Raw genomic sequence first — 16522 nt, 5'->3', positions numbered from 1 at the left:
TTCACCGGTAGCCGGCGGCCTGCAGCTCGAACAGTTCGGCATAGCGGCCGCCCTGGGTCATCAGTTCGGCATGGGTGCCGCTGGCCTCGATCCGGCCGCCGGCCAGCACCAGGATGCGGTCGGCCATGCGCACCGACGAGAAGCGGTGCGAGATCAGTACCGCGGTACGGTTGTCGGACAGTTCCTTGAAGCGCTGGAACACCTCGAACTCGCTGCGGGCATCCAGCGCCGCGGTGGGTTCATCCAGGATCATGACCTGCGCATCGCGCATGTAGGCCCGTGCGATGGCGATCTTCTGCCACTGGCCACCGGACAGGTCCACGCCCATCTTGAAGCGTCGGCCGATCAGCTGGTCGTAGCCACCGGGCAGGCCGGCGATCACCTCATCGGCCATGCCGCGCCGGGCGGCATCGCGGATACGCGCATCGTCGGTCATCGCCTCGACCAGGCCGACGCCGATGTTCTCGCCGGCGCTGAGGTTGTAGCGCACGAAATCCTGGAAGATCACGCCCATGTTGGCGCGCAGGTCATCGAGGTCGTAGTCGCGCAGGTCGCGGCCATCGAGCAGGATGCGGCCTTCATCGGGGTCGTACAGGCGGGCGAGCAGCTTGACCAGGGTGGTCTTGCCGGCACCGTTCTCGCCGACCAGCGCCAGCACTTCGCCGGCACGCAGGTCGAAATCCAGATGGCGCACGGCCCAGCTTTCGGCATCGGGATAGCGGAAGCCGACATTCTCGAACACGAAGCCCTGGGTGATCGGTTGCGGGATGGCGATGGCGTCCGGGCGCGAATGGATTTCCGGTTCGATCTGGAAGAACGAAAACAGGTCGTCCAGGTACAGCGCTTGCCCGGCGACCTGCGAAAAACCGATCAGCAGGCCTTCCAGCAGCTGGCGCAGACGCAGGAAGCTGCCGGCCAGGAAGGTCAGGTCGCCGATCGAGAAATCGCCGCGCACGGTGCGCCAGGCGATGTAGGCGTACGCCGCGTAATAGCCCAGCGTCCCGAGCGCGGCCAGCAGCGTGCCCCAGATCGCGCGCTTGCGGGCCAGGGCGCGGTTGGCGAGATAGAACTTCTCGGCGAGTAATTTATAGCGGTCGATCAGGAAGCGATGGAGGTTGAAGATCTTCACCTCCTTCGCGGTTTCCACGCTCGCCCCGATCTGGCGCAGGTACTCCAGCTGCCGACGCTCCGGTGTCCACTGGAAATTGAGGCTGTAACCGGCCGCGTTGAAATGCGATTCGCCGATGAAGGCCGGGATCAGCGCGACCGCCAGCAGCAGGATCAACCAGGGCGCGTAGACGATCAGGCCGACCGCGAGGCTGGCTACGGTGATGGTGTCCTGCACCTGGCCGAACAGCTGGCTCATCAGGTTCATCCGGCCCATGGTCTGGCGCCGCGCACGGTCCAGTTTGTCCTGCAGGTCGGGGTCTTCGAAATCCTCCAGGTCCAGCTCGGCCGCGTGTTCCATCAGGCGCACGCTGGTGACGTTGGTGAACAGCTCCGACAGCAGCGTATCGGCGTAACTGACCATGCGGCCAAGCAGGTCCGAGGCCATCGCCAGGCCGAACTCGAGCGCGAGCAGGCCGAGCAGCGGGTTGAGCAGGCCGCTGGAGAGCGCCTCACCGAACGGCGGAAAGCCGGCGTCGTGCTGGCTGAGGTGCACGGCGGCATCGATGATCAGCTTGCCGACGTACAACATCGCTACCGGCAGCAACGCGCGGATCACGCGCAGGCCGAGGCTGGCCAGCGTCAGCCCCGGGCTGGTCTGCCAGACCTGGCGCAGGAACGGGGGCAGGTTGCGCATCGCATTGACGCGCTCACGCAGGCTGGGATTCTTCTGGCCGGGTGCACCGGCAGCGGGGGAGGCGGGCATGGGCGACATTGTGCGCGTCGCCCGCGTGGTTTGCAGATGAAGCCTGCCGCCTGCGCTGCCGGTACATGCCATGACGGCCCATCGGCCCGTGTCGCCAACGCGCTACGGCGACGGCCTGCTGATGGGTTGGAGCAGCTGTATCTGGTCGATGATGGCGGCGGTGATGGCGGCCGTTGAGGTGGTATCCGGGATCTGACGATAGTCGGCGTCGCGTACCTCGATGCCATAGGGCCGCACGATCAGCGCCCGAGGGCCGACGCGCACCGCGCGCTGGGTCCATGACTCCACCAGCAGCGGGCGCATCGGCGGCAGCGGGCCGAACAGGTCCAGCCCCGCCGAATGGTCCGAGGGCGGATTGCTGCAGGCCAGCAGGTGGCGCAGCAGCGTCGGTGCCATATCGATGTGGCTGGTGATGGCCGGTTCTTTGGCGGGTGCCCGGCCCGGCCAGCGGATCGCCATCGGCACACGGGTCTGCACATCGCTGAAATTTCCGTTGTGCCCCCAGTCGTTCTGGCCGAGATCGTTGAAGGACTCGCCGTGATCACTGGTGATGATCACCACGGTATCGTCGCGGCGGCCGCTGTCATCCAGGGCCTGCAGCAACTGGCCGATCAGGGCGTCGGCCTTGAGCACGGCATTGCGGTAGCGGTTGAACAACGGTGCGGGGTCCGTGCCGCGATGGGTTTTGAGGTGATCACCGGATCTGGCCTGGGGCAGGAACCGGTGCTCTGCGTCGGCCGGAACGGCATAGGGCGCATGGGCACTGTCCAGCAGCATGAACCCGAAAAACGGTGTCTCGGCGGGCTGCGCGCGCAGGGCAGCGGCCAGCTGATTCACAACGTAACGATCACGCAGATCCTGGGCGACGTCATTCGGCGCGGTATGCAGCGGCGCGGCGACCTGCGCGAACACGGCCCGGTCCATGCGGGCGCCCTGCAGGGAAGCGCCACCATACAGATGGAACTGGTAGCCACGCTGGTCCAGCTGGCGCAGCAGCTCCGGCCCGCGGCGGTGGTGGATCATGGTGTTGGTATGCAGGGCCGGCAGGCCGTAGAACAGCCCAAACAAGCCATGCATGGTGTTGTTGCCGGTGCTGTAGTGCTGCTCCGCCTGCCATCCCTGCGCGGCGAATTGGCTGGCATTGGGCATCTGCGCAGGTGTGAGCATGTCATGACGCAGCGAATCGACCACGATCATCAGCACGTTCATGGGTCGCTCTGCGCGGCACTGCAAAGGCTGGTGCGGGTACTGCAGGGCGGCGGTGGTGCTGGGCTGCCCCGCCAGCTGGCGTTGCCTGCCGTCTTCCTGTGCCCAGCCCAGCCTGGCCAGGTGGCGCCGCGCAGTCGCGGTGTGCAGCCAGGGAATGGCGCGCAGTCCGGTCATGGCATCGGCTCGGCTGCGCGCGTCGTACCAGATCGCCAGGCCTTGGGTGATCGGCAGCAGGGGGAGCAGCACCCACAGCCAGCGGGCGCGCGGGAGCGCGGCAATGCGCCGGTGTCTAAGCCAGCGCGCGAACAGCAGTTGCAGCGTGGCCATGCCGGCGAGCACGCCGCCGGCGACCAGACAGGACACGGTGGTCAGGCCGAGCTGTTCCATTAGACGACCGCTGAGCAGCAGGCCGATGACCAGACCATTGAGATGAAAACCGAACTGGTGGAACACCCGCGCATCGATGAGCAGCGCAATCCACCACAGCGTGGTCAGCGTGACCACGCTGGGCAATGCCAGCGCACGCAGTGGCTTGATCTTGATGTTGCCCAGCAACCAACCGGGCAGGCAGCACACAGCCAGGGCGAGGATCAGGTGGCTTGCCAGTGCCACGGCGACAAACAGCTGCGCGTCGATGGCAGCGGGCCATGTGACGTTCAACAGCACCGGCAGGGAAGACCCGGCCGCGTTGATGAGCAGATACGCGGTCAACCACGCAGTCGGGTGTGGATGAAGCGTTGCGCTGCGCGTGCGTGTCATGCAGTCCGGTCCTGCCCAAAAAGAGGGCGGACCGTACTGCGAACCGTGGCGTGGCTGAGGTGTTATTTGAACAAGAAATCAGCGAGGTGTTTTGGATAGGCGCACCCACTGTTTTCTGTCCTGAAAGTCCGAGTTCCATGTCAGAAATACCCCTGCTTTGCGCTCACGCGCTGCGTGCGCGCATGCAGGTGCGATTCAGTCACTCCGTGCGAGCGCTTGGACAAGGCGGCTCAGCGCGTTCCCGCCAGCAAATCACGGCAGCGGCGGCAACAGCCCGGCGCCGAGGCGGTTCCAGGCATTGATCACCGCGATGCCCATGCTGAGGTCGCTGATGCCCTTTTCATCGAAGTGCGGCAACAGCGCTTCGTACGCGGCATCCGAAGGCGCTGCGCTGCTCAGCCGGGTCAGTGCCTCAGCCCAGCCCCGGGCGGCGCGCTCGCGTGCGTTGAAGAAACGGCTCTCGTGCCAGGCCGGCAGCGTATCGAGCTTGCGCGGTTCGATTCCCCCCTTGCGCAGGGTGGTGCCGTGCATGTCCATGCAGTAGCCGCAGCCATTGATCTGCGAGACACGCAGGAACACCAGCTCCATCAACACAGGATCGATCGAGCTGTCGTGGACCGCCTTGCTGGTAGCAAGCAGGCCCTTGAAGGCATCGGCGGCGAGGCGGGTATACGGAACGCGGGGTGAGCTGGACATCGGGGACTCCATGACGGCCGCAGCGGCCGTCTTCATCAGGAGGACGCGCCAGCGTCGCGCGCTGTGACAAACGCGGTGAGTTTTTCCGGATTGAGCACGCTGAGCACGCGCACGATGCGCCCCGCATCGACCGTGATCATCGTGACGGAGTGCAGCTGGTCGCCGGCAAAGCGCAGGATCGCCGGCTCGCCATTGACCTGGCCGAGCTGCGCCGGATGCTGGCCGTTGCGGCGCGCGATCGCCCAGTACAGCTGCGCGATGCGCTCGGCGCCGAGTAGTGGACGGATTGCCGCCGTCACGCGGCCCCCGCCATCGGAGATCATCTCGGCGTTGGCGTCGAGCAGTGAGCGTATCGACGCCAGGTCGCCCTGCTGGGAGGCGTCCATGAAACGCGCCAGCAACTCGCGGTGCTGTGCGGCCGGGACCGTGAAGCGGGGCGCGCCAGTCTGCAGGCGCTGCCGCGCCCGGTGTACCAGCTGCCGGCAGTTGGCCGCTGAGTGCTCCAGCAGCGGGGCGATGTCCGGGTAGTCGTAATCGAACACGTCCTTGAGCAGGAAGGCGGCACGCTCATCCGGCTTGAGCTGCTCCAGCAGTGCCAGGAAGGCTACGGAGACCTCGTCGGCCAGGGCATGGCGCTGGGCCGGGTCCTGCAGCGGATCCGGGTCCAGGGCGATCTCCAGCGGCTCCGGCAGCCACGGCCCGACGTAGTCCACGCGCGCGCTGCGCAGGGCGCGCAGGCGGTCCAGGCCGAGCCGGGTGGTGGCGGTGACCAGCCAGCCCTCCGGATCGCGGATCACGGCGGTATCGGCGCCCTGCCAGCGCAGCCAGGCGTCCTGGACGATGTCCTCGGCGTCGCTGCGGCTGCCCAGCAGGCGGTAGGCCAGGGCGAACAGGCGGGGGCGGTGGGTCTGGAAGGTATCGGTCGGAGTCATGCCGGGAGGACGCGGCCGGGCGGGCCGCTGTGACAGGGCTGGGCGGCCACTGTGCACCAAAAGCCGCGGCCGCGAGCGATTCTCAACGCCGCCGGGCGGTCCTTGTTAAAATCGGCGGTTCAACCCCCGCCAGCCTCCAGCAAGCGAGCAAGTCGTGACATCGATCAAGCAGGAAGACCTCATCCAGTCCATCGCCGACGCGCTGCAGTACATCTCGTACTACCACCCGGTCGATTACATCAAGAGCCTCAACGCTGCCTATGAGCGCGAAGAGTCGCCGGCCGCGAAGGAGGCGATGGCCCAGATCCTGATCAACTCGCGCATGTGCGCCGAAGGCCACCGGCCGATCTGCCAGGACACCGGCATCGTCACCGTGTTCCTAGAAATCGGCATGAACGTGCGTTGGGACGACGCCACGATGGGCGTGGAAGACATGGCCAACGAAGGCGTGCGCCGGGCCTACAACTACCCGGACAACAAGCTGCGCGCCTCGGTGCTGGCCGATCCGGCCGGCAAGCGCATCAACACCAAGGACAACACCCCCGGCGTGGTCAACGTCAAGGTCGTGCCGGGTGACACCGTGGAGGTGATCGTCGCGGCCAAGGGCGGTGGTTCGGAAGCCAAGAGCAAGTTCGCCATGCTCAACCCGTCCGACTCGATCGTGGACTGGGTGCTCAAGACCGTGCCGACCATGGGCGCCGGCTGGTGCCCGCCGGGCATGCTCGGTATCGGCATCGGTGGCACCGCTGAAAAGGCGATGCTGCTGGCCAAGGAATCGCTGATGGAGCCGATCGACATCAACGAGCTCAAGGCCCGTGGCGCCTCCAACCGTGCCGAAGAACTGCGCCTGGAACTGTTCGACAAGGTCAACGCGCTGGGCATCGGTGCGCAGGGCCTGGGCGGCCTGACTACCGTGCTGGACATCAAGGTCAAGGACTTCCCGACCCACGCGGCCAACCTGCCGGTGGCAATGATCCCGAACTGCGCGGCCACCCGCCATGCGCACTTCACCCTGGATGGCAGTGGCCCGGTGATGCTCGACCCGCCGTCGCTGGAAGACTGGCCGCAGATCACCTATGACGCCTCCAAGGGCACCCGTGTCGATCTGGACACGATCACCCCGGAAGACGTGGCCAGCTGGAAGCCGGGCCAGACCCTGCTGCTCAACGGCAAGCTGCTGACCGGCCGCGATGCCGCGCACAAGCGCATGGTCGAAATGCTGGACAAGGGCGAGCCACTGCCGGTGGACCTCAAGGGCCGCTTCATCTACTACGTGGGCCCGGTCGATCCGGTGCGCGACGAAGTGGTGGGCCCGGCCGGTCCGACCACCGCCACCCGCATGGACAAGTTCACCCGCCAGGTGCTGGAACAGACCGGCCTGCTGGGCATGGTCGGCAAGGCCGAGCGCGGCCCGGCGGCGATCGAGGCGATCCGTGACAACAAGTCGGCCTACCTGATGGCGGTCGGCGGCTCGGCGTACCTGGTGTCCAAGGCGATCAAGGCGGCCAAGGTGGTCGGCTTCGCCGATCTGGGGATGGAAGCGATCTACGAGTTCACCGTGCAGGACATGCCGGTCACCGTGGCGGTGGATTCCACCGGTGAGTCCGTGCACCAGACCGGCCCGCGCGAATGGCAGGCCCGGATCGGCAAGATTCCGGTCGTGGTGGCCTGAGGCCTCCGATCGATGCATCGCGGCAGGTAGCGGCAACGCGCCGATACGCTGCTGATACGAGAACGGCGCCCACGGGCGCCGTTTTCCGTTGGCCAATCCGGTCGCTATCAACCCTTGCTGGATGCTTTCGCCGCGAGGCACGTCCAGCGGCGTGCGTGCCGCGCGCATAATGTGAGCCTTCCTCGACAGGGCCTACCACATGCGCACCACGCTGTACGGATCACCGAGCACCGCCGCGCTGGTCGTGCACTGGCTGTTGCTGGAACTGCAGATCGAGCATGATCTGGTGCTGCTGGATTTCGACAAGCGCGAGCACAAGGACCCGGCGTATCTCGCCTTGAATCCGGCGGGCCTGGTGCCGACGTTGATTCTCGACGGCCAGGTCCTGACCGAGGCGGCGGCGATCGCCCTGCACCTGGCCGACCGGCACCCCGAGGCGGGCCTGTTGCCGGCTGTGGGCAGCGCCGCGCGCGCCGAGGCCTACCGCTGGATGTTCTGGTGTGCCAATACCGTGCAGCCGGCGTACCGGGCGTGGTTCTATCCGCAGGAAATGGCCGGCACCGAACACGTGGACGCGACCCGGCAGCGCGCACGCGAACGGCTGGAGGGCGCGTGGCAGCATCTGGCCGAGCACCTGTCCACGCGACATCCTTACGTGCTGGGCGAGTCGTTGAGCGTGGTCGATTTCATGCTGGTGATGCTGATGCGCTGGTCACGCAACATGCCCACGCCCAGCGACACCTGGCCGGCCTTGAAGGCTTATGCGGATCGCCTGAAAGCACGCCCGGCGTTCGTCGAGGTCTACCGGCGCGAGGGCATCACCGACTGGCGCTGAGGCTAATGGCAGGACGCAATGACGTGCTGCTAGAGTCGGGCGTGTGCCGTTCAAGGATGATCAGGGCCTGCGCGCCCACTTGCCGGCGTCCTTCACCAAGGAGTGACCATGCCAAGGAGTTTCAACACCACTGTGCTGGCCGTACTGGTCCTGTTGCTGACCGCCTGCAGCACCGAGGGCGACCTGTACTCCGCGCCCAGCTTGCGCGATGTCACCGCCGCCAACCAGTGCATGGACCACTGCCAGGCCCAGTACGACAGCTGCATCGGCACCCGCACGGGATTCAGCAGCGATGACAGCTGTGGCGCCGGGGTAGCGACCCAGCGCGATGCGAAGTGCGAGAAGATCGACAATCCGGACCTGCGCAAGGCCTGCCAGGCCAGCAGCGATTACTGCCGCAACCGGCTGCCCGCACTGACCTGCGGTGAGGATCGCAACCGGTGTATCAGCCGCTGCGGAGGCGGCTGAGGCGCGGCATCATGCCGGCAGGATCTCCAGCACGGTCTCCGGCGGCCGGCACAGGCGCGCGCCCTGCGCGGTTTCCACGATCGGGCGGTTGATCAGTTCGGGGTGGGCGACCATCGCCGCGATCAGCGCCGCATCGGGAAGGCCCAGGTCGCCCAGTCCAAGTGAACCGTAGGCGGCTTCCTTGGTGCGCAGCAGCTCACGCGGGGCGATGCCCATGCGCGTGATCAGGGCGGCCAGGGTGACACGGTCCGGCGGCGTCCTGAGGTATTCGATCACCACCGGGTCGATGCCGTGCTCACGCAGGATCTCCAACGCCCCGCGCGAATTGCTGCAGCGCGGGTTGTGCCAGATCGTCACCGCCATCAATACCACTCCAGCAGCGACACACCCAGGCCTACATAGGTGGCCTTGTGGTTGTAGTCGATCATGCTCTCGCCGTAGCCATCGAAGATCTGCACGTGGCCGCGCAGCAGATTGCTGATCGGGAAGCCGTAATCGAGCTGCAGGGCGCCGTGTGAGCGGTCACCGCCGCGCAGTGAGTGCCGCGCCATCAGCGAGACCTCGTGACCGTTCTTGTTCCAGGTCAGGGTCGCGTCGCCACGGCCCATGTAATCGGAGATGTCCGGATTGTTGTCGTCCTTGCGGTCTTCCGGAATGCGGTACCACGGGCGCAGCACCAGCGCCCAGTTCTCGCGGTCCAGGCCGACGGTGGCGATCACCCGGTTCCAGCTGCGCGAGAGCGGATCGGCGCGGCCGTTGGACATGTGGTTGATGCCGATCCCGCTCATGCGTCCGCGCCAGCCGCCGATCGAGTAGCCGTTGCGGAACAGCAGCATCACTTCCGGCTCGTAGTTCGTTTCACGGAACGGGCGCGAGTTGTCGGCGTTGTAGGCCTGCCAGCGCGAGCTCTGGGTGTAGCCGGCCCAGATATCGCCGTTGTCGCCGAACAGGTTCTCCACCACCTTGGTCTTGAAACTGAGCTGGAATTTCAGCTCGGCGCTGTCCAGCTGCTGGGAGGTGGTGACCGTATTGACCGGATTGGGCGACTGCGGCATCTGGTTCTTGTCGCTGGTCCAGAAGGCGGGCAGCAGGTAGACCGGCTTGTAGGCGCGCAGCTGGAAGGCGCCCAGCTTGGAGTCCTGGGCCAGCTCCCAGCGGCTGTCCAGCAGCGAGCCTTTGCCGGCGTTGGCCAGGGCGTCCTGGTGGCCGTCGTTCTTGAACACCTCGCCCAGCCGCTGCTTGACCCGCTGCGCGGCCGGCGCATCGGCGTCGGCGCTGCGCGCGGCCTGGCGTTCCTCGCGGCGCTCCTGCTTGGCGGCCGTGGCGGCGGCATCGGCGGCCAACGTCACATCGGGGGTGCGGCCGAACAGCTTGTCGTAACAGGCCAGGCGCGCCGCGTCCGTATCGACCAGTGCGCAGGCTTCCGGCGTCGCCGGGGTGGGGGCGGCTTCCTGCGCCGCGGCGGGCAGGGCGGTGCCGGCCAGGGCCAACGCGGTGAACAGGGCGGAACGAGGGCGGGGGAGGGTCATGGGAAGGCCACGCGACAAGAATGAATGGGTCAACCGGCACAGTGTGGCCGCTGCAAGCTGTTCCCGCCAGCGCACGACACGGTCGATCTGATCCGGTTTATGCCGGTCACGGGTGTGGTCAGGGCGTGAAGCCGTCCCGCCGCTGCCGGTCAGAAGAACCACGCGAACGCGAACAGCCCCAGCATCGCGATTACCAGCGCCAGCTTCAGCGCGAACCCGAGCAGAATGCCGAGCCACGTCGCCAGCCCCACCTTGGTGGAGCGGCCGAGCTCGCGGGTGTGCCAGTACTCGCCAAGCAGCGCACCGGCCAATGGCCCCACGAACAGGCCGATCGGCATGAAGAACAGGCCGACGATGCTGCCGACGAAGGTGCCCCACAGCGCCTTGCGGCTGGCACCCACGCGTTGCGCGCCGACCACCGTGGCGAGGATATCCACCGCGAACGATGCCAGCGTCAGCAGACCCAGCACTGTCAGCGGCAGCCAGCCCACATGCGCGAAGTCGTCTGCCCAGGCGGCCAGCAGCAGGCCGGCGAAGACCAGGGGGATTCCGGGCAGGGCGGGAAGGATGATGCCGGCGATGCCGACCAGCACCAGCAGGACGGCTAGCAGATGAAAGATGAATGAAGGGTCCATGCTCTCGAGTATGGTTCCTGAAATGGGGTTGACATCGGAAGCTTTTAGCTAGTTGCTTTTTCGTTTTGCCCGGGTTAAGTTGCAGACGCTGAGCTTGGCAAGGTCACCGTGGATCGTGGCCTGATGATGGTAGATCTTCCAGATCCGCTGCATCGTTGCACCTCGCTTCCCCCTTGCTGTCAGCCGCCTGTACGGGTGTATCCAACAACAAGACAGTTAGGGAGTAGCTGAGATGGCTGAGAAGGGCACCGTCAAGTGGTTCAACGACGCGAAGGGTTTCGGGTTCATCAGCCGTGAGAGCGGCGAAGATGTGTTCGTGCACTTCCGCGCGATCGAATCCCAGGGCTTCAAGAGCCTGAAGGAAGGGCAAGCAGTCGAGTTCGAAGTGGTGACTGGCCAGAAGGGCCTGCAGGCCGACAAGGTCAAGCCGCTCTGAGCGCACGCCGGGTCCTGCCTGGTTGAGACATGAAAAGGGCCCGCGCAAGCGGGCCCTTTTCTATTCCATGCGGTGGCTGCCAGGCAGCTCAGCGCAGGATCACCTTGCCGTTGACCACGCGGACGTAGGTGTTCTCGCGGATGCCGCCCAGATCGCGCTGGTTGACGACGACGGTACGGCCATCATCCATGCGCACCGTGATGTCGAAGGTATCGCTGGTGACGTTCTTCTGGATCTGGTTGCCGGCCAGTGCACCACCCACGGCACCTGCGGCGGCGGCGATGTTCTTGTTGCCGCGGCTGCCGCCGGTGTGGTCGGAGATTTCATGGCCGGCGACCGCGCCGACGATGCCGCCCAGCACCGCGCCGGTCGCGCTCGGCGCGCTGCGGCCCGAAGCGACCTGATTGATGCGGGTCACGATGCCGCAGTCGGCGCAACGGTTGGTGTTGTAATTGCCGCCGGAATTGCCGTAGCCGTTGTTGTAACCACTGCTGCCGTAGCCGGGCGAGGTGGTGGCACAGCCAGCCAGGGCGACGGTGGCAACAGCAGCGGCGGCGATCAGTTGAATCTTCATGGTGTATCTCCTGGCCAGAGGGGTGGTCGAATGCGTCTGGTGCGCATGGGGCAGATCGTGTCCTGTGCTGCGTGAACAGCGTGCCAATCCCGGGCTGCCAGCGTGGCTGGAAGATGAATCAGCGGAAATCCTGGTGGCAGGCCTTGCAGTCGGTCTGGATCTTTTCGACCAGCGTGGCCATCCCCGGGCAGTCGGTCGGCGGCGCCGCCAATGCCTCGTTGAGCGTGGCGCGCAGGGCGCTGGCGTGCTGCTGGAAGCCTTGGCTGTCCTTCAGGCCGGGGAAGGCCAGGTCCAGATCATTGGACAGCGAGCGCAGCGTCTGCAGGCGCGGCACGGTGTCGGCCAGGCTGCAGCGGTTCTGCGCCTGCGCGGCCTGCAGCAGCTCCACCTGGCGGTTCATCACGTGCATCAGCGAATCCGGGAAGGGGTCCTGGCGGGCCTGGATGGCGCGCGAGACCATCACCGTGGCGATCAGGCCGATCACCAGCCCGAGCAGGCCGACGAACAGATAGCGGTAGGCGGCGGACGGGCGGCGCGACGGGGTCACGGGGTCGTTCATGGTGAAGGGCTTCCTTGAAGGTGGCTGCGGCGATGGTACGACGCGTCCTGTCCACGGCGCGTACCGGTGCCGGCCTGCGCACATTAAAATGGGCGCATGAACGACGTATTGCGCGAACGATTTGCCGGCATCGACCGGTTGTATGGGGTAGGCACCGTGGATCTGCTTGCCACCCGCCGGGTGGCGGTGGTGGGCATGGGCGGGGTTGGCTCGTGGGTGGTGGAAGCCTTGGCACGCACGGCCGTGGGGCATCTGACCCTGATCGATGCCGACGACATCTGCGTATCCAACACCAACCGCCAGCTGCCGGCCCTGGCCGGCCAGTACGGCCGCAACAAGGCCGAGGCGATGGCCGAGCGCTGCCGCGCGATCAACCCGGACATCAGCGTCGATGCGATCGCTTCGTTTCTGACGGTGTCCAACATGGTCGAGCTGCTGGACCGCGATTTCGATCTGGTGATCGATGCCTGCGACAGCTTCCGGGTCAAGGTGGAGACCATCGCCTGGTGCCGCCGCCGCAAGCTGCCGATCCTGACCGTCGGCGCCGCCGGTGGCCGTACCGATCCCACCCTGGTGCGGATCCGTGATGTCTCGCGCACTGAACACGATGCAATGATGGCGCTGATCCGGAAGAAGCTGCGCAGCGACTTCAACTTCCCCAAGAACGCCTCGCGTTACTTCGGCGTGCCGGCGGTGTACTCATTGGAAAACGTGAAGTATCCGCAGGCCGATGGCAGCGTGTGCGGCATCCGCCCGAACCTGGGCGCCGATGCGGCGCTGAAGCTGGACTGCGGCGCCGGGCTGGGCGCGGCCACGCATATCACCGGCGCGTTCGCATTTGCGTCGGTCGGCAAGGCGCTGGAGATGTTGATGAAGCCGAAGAAAGGTGCGGCGACCGCCGAGGCCTGATCCAGACCGATCTACCTGCCGCTCAGATGCGGAACAAGGCCTTGGCATTGGCCGTGGTCTGCGCGGCAATCGCCTCGGCCGGCTCCCCGCGCAGCCGCGCCACCGCCGCCAGGATCACCGGCAGCCGCGCCGGCTCATTGCGCTCACCCCGGATCCCCACATCGGGCTGATCCGGTGCATCGGTTTCCAGCAGCAGCTGCTCCAGGGGCATGCTGGCTACCAGGCGGTGCAGGCGCTGGGCGCGGTCATAGGTCAGCGGCCCACCGAGCCCGATCAGGAAGCCGAGCTGGTGCAGTTGCCGCGCCTGCTCGGGGCTGCCGGAAAAGCTGTGCACCACGCCGCGCAGCCCACCGATCTGCTTGATCGCGGCGATCACCGCATCCACCGCCCGGCGCGCATGCACGATCACCGGCAACTCGAACTCGCGCGCCAGCCGCAATTGGCCGAGGAAGTACTGCTGCTGGGCGTCCGGGTCCAGCCCTTCGACGAAGAAATCCAGCCCGCACTCGCCGACCGCGCAGGGGCGCTCGCGCTCGAGCCACTCCCGCAGGTCGTCGAGGTGTCCGGGGCGGTGCTGGTCCAGAAACATCGGGTGCAAGCCGTACGCGGGGTGCAGTCCGTCGGCCAGCCGGCAGGCGTCGCGCAGGCCCGGCCAGCTCGCCGCGGTCACCGCAGGCACCACCTGTGCGAACACGCCCGCCGCGCGGGCACGCGCGATCACCTCAGTGCGATCAGCATCGAACTCGCCCGCATCCAGATGGCAATGACTGTCGATCAACCTCAAGCGCGGCGCTTGCTCGGCAACGGCGGGGGCGTCGTGTCGCCGCGCCGTTTCCAGTTGGCCAGCAGCAGCGTGCCCAGGCCGAACAGGATTTCATCGACGAACGGCAGCGGGTCGGGGATCACCAGGGTCACCGCGAACAGCGCGGCCGTGATCTTGAACAGGGTGGGGTAGCGCAGCCGACGCGCCCATTCCAGCACCGGCAACAGCATGGGATTGGACATGACGCACTCCTGGGCAGATGCTGTAAACGCTATCACGAGCGCAAGGCTCACCGAACCTGAATGGGCGGCCGGATGTTTACGATCCGTGGAGATTCCGTTCAGGCTGGCCGTGCTGGAATTCACTCAAGAACGTTGCGGATCGCCCGCAAGGAGCCGGTTATGAAAAGTACAACTACTACTGCGTTGGTCGCTGCGGGTGCGCTGCTGGTTGGCGGTATCGCCACCGCTGCCTTCATGAAGGGCGGCAGTGCCACGCCCGAGGCGGTGACCGCTGCACAGAGCCGGCCCACCCTGGACACCACGCCGCTGGCCGATGACGGCGCGCGCACTGATCAGCTGGCCATTGAAGACAAGGCCGGCAAGCTGGAGTACGCCGACATCGTCAAGGTCGACCCGTTAACCAGGAAGGAAAAGGCCTACGCCACCGTGATCGGCACCGAGCCGGTCCGCGAAACCTCCAGCACCCAGACGCCGCATGAAGTCTGCGAAGACGTGGTGGTGCAGGAGCGCCTGCCCGAGCGCGATGGCAATGTCGGCGGTACGGTTGCCGGCGCCGTGATCGGCGGTCTGCTCGGCAACCAGGTCGGTGGTGGCAATGGCCGCAAGGCCGCGACGGCCGCCGGTGCCGTGGCCGGTGGCCTGATCGGCAACCAGGTGGACAAGCGCCATGTGGGGGGCCGTGTGGTCAACCGCACCGAGCGCCAGTGCCATACCGAAACCGCGACCTCCGAGTCGACCCGCGTGACCGGCTACAACGTCACCTACCGCAATGAAGACGGCACCACCGGCACCATGCGCATGGCCAGCAAGCCGGGCAATCGCATCCCGATGGGCACCACCAATGCGGTGACCGGCTACAACGTGACCTACCGTTACGATGGCGCCGAAAAGACCGTGAAGATGGACAACAAGCCGAGCAGCGATCGCCTGCCGGTGATCGACGGTCAGCTGGTTACCCAGACCGCCGCGCTGAGTGCGAACAAGCAGTAATCCGCAACCGTTCGCACGCATCACCTACACGCCGGCAATAGCCGGCGTGTTGCGTTGTGGGGCAGGGCGCACGGCATGCCGGTCGCTGGGTCTGCGATCATGACCGCACCACGCAACGCACGAGGACGCCATGAGCATTTTCGACCTCCAGCTGGAGACCGACCGCCTGATCCTGCGCCCGCCACGCGCCGAGGATTTCGAGGCCTTCCTGCGTTTCTGCTCGGACCCGGAGGTCATGCAGCACCTCGGCGGCGTGCAGGCCCCGTCGCAGGCATGGCGCAGCTTCAGCTGCCTGGTCGGCAGCTGGCATCTGTACGGGTTCTCGATGTTCTCGGTGATCGAAAAAGCAGCGGGGAGTGGGTTGGCCGCATGGGTCCCTGGCAACCGCTGGACTGGCCGGGCACCGAGGTCGGCTGGAGCATCCGCCGCGAGAGCTGGGGCAAGGGGTATGCGCCCGAGGCGGCGGCGGCCAGCATGGACTGGGCGTTCGACACGCTGGGCTGGGAGGAGATCATCCACACCATCGATGCGGCCAACGAAAACTCCAGGGTCGTCGCGCGCAAGCTCGGCAGTTCGCTGCTGCGCATGGGCGAGCTGCCGCCGCCGCACGCCGGCAAGCCGGTCGAGATCTGGGGCCAGTCGCGCCAGCAGTGGCAGAAGCGCCGCGCAGGGCAACCGTGATGCTGCACCCGCGCTTGGCAAACACGCTGCGCTGAGGCCAGACTCGGCATCGCGGGCAGGTCGCCCGCGGTGCATGGGCAAGAGGGTGGCGATGACGTCGTTGCGGGCTCCATTGACGGTGTACGGCATGTCCGTGTCGGGCAACTGCCACAAGGTGCGGCTGCTGCTGGAGCAGCTGGGCACGCGCTACGACTGGGTCGAGGTCGACAGCGCGCACGGCCAGACCCATACGCCGGATTTCCTGGCGATGAACCCCAATGCCAAGGTGCCGCTGGTGCAGCGCGATGACGGGCGTGTGCTGCCCGAATCCAACGCGATCCTGTTCTGGCTGGCCGAGGGGACGCCGTATCTCTCCAGCGACGGCTGGGAGCGTGCGCAGACCCTGCGCTGGATGTTCTTCGAACAGTACAGCCACGAACCCTGCCTGGCGGTCGCGCGTTTCATCAGTGGCTGGACGCCCCCGGACTCCCCGCGCCGCGCCGAGCTGGCGCGCCTGCGTGAGCGCTCGGCACAGGCGCTGGCGGTGATGGAAGAGCATCTGGGCACGGCGCCGTGGTTCAGTGGCCGTGCTTACGGCATCGCCGATATCGCGCTGTTCGCTTACACCGATGTCGCCGCCGACGGCGGTGTCGCGCTGGCCCCGTACCCGGCCGTCCAGGCCTGGCTGCAGCGCGTGCGCGAGCAGCCGGGTTTCGTCCCCATGCCCGCGCCGCTGCCGGAGGTGCAGGCCCTGTTCGCGCAGTCCCGCTGAGTCCATCCG

18 protein-coding genes and 1 pseudogene are annotated in these 16522 nt (G+C 66.6%); 8 read left to right on the top strand and 11 right to left on the bottom strand.

Annotated features, from left to right (window positions below; genetic code table 11):
• Position 1: 1 nt before the first annotated feature.
• The 4 genes from ACTT2I_RS11200 to ACTT2I_RS11185 all read right to left on the bottom strand — a co-directional run bounded on the left by ACTT2I_RS11200 (position 2) and on the right by ACTT2I_RS11185 (position 5469).
• Positions 2-1873: an ABC transporter ATP-binding protein gene (locus ACTT2I_RS11200; protein WP_421099366.1), complete on the bottom strand. Its 1872-nt coding sequence runs from the start codon at positions 1871-1873 to the stop codon at positions 2-4.
• A gap of 102 nt (positions 1874-1975) precedes the next feature.
• A complete protein-coding gene (locus tag ACTT2I_RS11195; RefSeq protein WP_421099367.1) occupies positions 1976-3841 on the bottom strand; it encodes a sulfatase-like hydrolase/transferase in 1866 nt (621 codons plus the stop codon).
• Between the two features lie 252 nt (positions 3842-4093).
• On the bottom strand, positions 4094-4537 hold the full coding sequence (locus tag ACTT2I_RS11190; RefSeq protein WP_421099368.1) for a carboxymuconolactone decarboxylase family protein: 444 nt from the start codon (positions 4535-4537) through the stop codon (positions 4094-4096).
• A gap of 35 nt (positions 4538-4572) precedes the next feature.
• Positions 4573-5469, bottom strand: coding sequence for an RNA polymerase sigma-70 factor (locus ACTT2I_RS11185; RefSeq protein ID WP_293979083.1), 897 nt, complete (start codon positions 5467-5469; stop codon positions 4573-4575).
• A gap of 154 nt (positions 5470-5623) precedes the next feature.
• On the opposite strand from ACTT2I_RS11185, the gene ACTT2I_RS11180 reads away from it, so the two are divergent.
• The 3 genes from ACTT2I_RS11180 (at position 5624) to ACTT2I_RS11170 (ending at position 8444) form a co-directional block, all read left to right on the top strand.
• A complete protein-coding gene (locus tag ACTT2I_RS11180; RefSeq protein ID WP_019185911.1) occupies positions 5624-7141 on the top strand; it encodes a fumarate hydratase in 1518 nt (505 codons plus the stop codon).
• Positions 7142-7340: 199 nt separating this feature from the next.
• On the top strand, positions 7341-7976 hold the full coding sequence (locus tag ACTT2I_RS11175; protein WP_421099369.1) for a glutathione S-transferase family protein: 636 nt from the start codon (positions 7341-7343) through the stop codon (positions 7974-7976).
• Between the two features lie 108 nt (positions 7977-8084).
• Positions 8085-8444, top strand: a complete 360-nt coding sequence (locus ACTT2I_RS11170; protein WP_293979087.1) for a hypothetical protein — start codon at positions 8085-8087, stop codon at positions 8442-8444.
• A gap of 9 nt (positions 8445-8453) precedes the next feature.
• Here ACTT2I_RS11170 and arsC read toward each other — a convergent pair whose 3' ends face one another.
• From arsC to ACTT2I_RS11155, 3 genes are all read right to left on the bottom strand, one after another.
• On the bottom strand, positions 8454-8807 hold the full coding sequence (gene arsC, locus ACTT2I_RS11165) for an arsenate reductase (glutaredoxin) (protein WP_421099370.1): 354 nt from the start codon (positions 8805-8807) through the stop codon (positions 8454-8456).
• Entirely contained in the window at positions 8807-9973 is a 1167-nt protein-coding gene (locus tag ACTT2I_RS11160) for a phospholipase A (protein ID WP_172407586.1), read from the bottom strand. Before ACTT2I_RS11160 ends, arsC begins: the two co-directional genes overlap by 1 nt.
• A gap of 149 nt (positions 9974-10122) precedes the next feature.
• Positions 10123-10608: a DUF456 domain-containing protein gene (locus tag ACTT2I_RS11155; protein WP_293979092.1), complete on the bottom strand. Its 486-nt coding sequence runs from the start codon at positions 10606-10608 to the stop codon at positions 10123-10125.
• A 232-nt stretch (positions 10609-10840) separates the two neighbouring features.
• Between ACTT2I_RS11155 and ACTT2I_RS11150 the strand changes: the two genes are divergently transcribed.
• Positions 10841-11044: a cold-shock protein gene (locus ACTT2I_RS11150; protein WP_019185917.1), complete on the top strand. Its 204-nt coding sequence runs from the start codon at positions 10841-10843 to the stop codon at positions 11042-11044.
• Positions 11045-11132: 88 nt separating this feature from the next.
• Here the strand turns inward: ACTT2I_RS11150 and ACTT2I_RS11145 are convergent, their stop codons facing one another.
• Positions 11133-11618 carry a glycine zipper 2TM domain-containing protein gene (locus ACTT2I_RS11145; RefSeq protein ID WP_019185918.1) on the bottom strand — a complete coding sequence of 162 codons (486 nt, stop codon included), beginning with the start codon at positions 11616-11618 and terminating at the stop codon, positions 11133-11135.
• 118 nt (positions 11619-11736) lie between these two features.
• Positions 11737-12177, bottom strand: a complete 441-nt coding sequence (locus ACTT2I_RS11140; RefSeq protein WP_088434676.1) for a cytochrome c — start codon at positions 12175-12177, stop codon at positions 11737-11739.
• Between the two features lie 96 nt (positions 12178-12273).
• On the opposite strand from ACTT2I_RS11140, the gene ACTT2I_RS11135 reads away from it, so the two are divergent.
• The gene (locus ACTT2I_RS11135) at positions 12274-13086 is read left to right on the top strand and encodes a tRNA threonylcarbamoyladenosine dehydratase (RefSeq protein ID WP_421099371.1); all 813 of its coding nucleotides are present in this window, start codon (positions 12274-12276) and stop codon (positions 13084-13086) included.
• A gap of 22 nt (positions 13087-13108) precedes the next feature.
• On the opposite strand, the gene ACTT2I_RS11130 is transcribed toward ACTT2I_RS11135, so the two are convergent.
• Both ACTT2I_RS11130 and ACTT2I_RS11125 read right to left on the bottom strand, forming a co-directional pair.
• Complete coding sequence (locus ACTT2I_RS11130; RefSeq protein WP_088434674.1) at positions 13109-13870, bottom strand: TatD family hydrolase; 762 nt, start codon at positions 13868-13870, stop codon at positions 13109-13111.
• On the bottom strand, positions 13867-14091 hold the full coding sequence (locus tag ACTT2I_RS11125; protein WP_088434673.1) for a DUF6116 family protein: 225 nt from the start codon (positions 14089-14091) through the stop codon (positions 13867-13869). Before ACTT2I_RS11125 ends, ACTT2I_RS11130 begins: the two co-directional genes overlap by 4 nt.
• A gap of 159 nt (positions 14092-14250) precedes the next feature.
• Here ACTT2I_RS11125 and ACTT2I_RS11120 point away from each other — a divergent pair, with 159 nt between their 5' ends.
• The 3 genes and pseudogenes from ACTT2I_RS11120 to ACTT2I_RS11110 all read left to right on the top strand — a co-directional run bounded on the left by ACTT2I_RS11120 (position 14251) and on the right by ACTT2I_RS11110 (position 16513).
• Positions 14251-15081, top strand: a complete 831-nt coding sequence (locus ACTT2I_RS11120; RefSeq protein WP_088434672.1) for a glycine zipper 2TM domain-containing protein — start codon at positions 14251-14253, stop codon at positions 15079-15081.
• Between the two features lie 130 nt (positions 15082-15211).
• Positions 15212-15762, top strand: a pseudogene (locus tag ACTT2I_RS11115) (GNAT family N-acetyltransferase).
• A gap of 91 nt (positions 15763-15853) precedes the next feature.
• On the top strand, positions 15854-16513 hold the full coding sequence (locus tag ACTT2I_RS11110) for a glutathione S-transferase family protein (protein ID WP_421099372.1): 660 nt from the start codon (positions 15854-15856) through the stop codon (positions 16511-16513).
• Positions 16514-16522 lie beyond the last annotated feature (9 nt).

This window comes from Stenotrophomonas sp. PUT21 (assembly GCF_052232875.1).
GTDB classification, from domain to species: domain Bacteria; phylum Pseudomonadota; class Gammaproteobacteria; order Xanthomonadales; family Xanthomonadaceae; genus Stenotrophomonas; species Stenotrophomonas maltophilia_N.
This window is presented reverse-complemented; position numbering and strand designations above follow the sequence as displayed.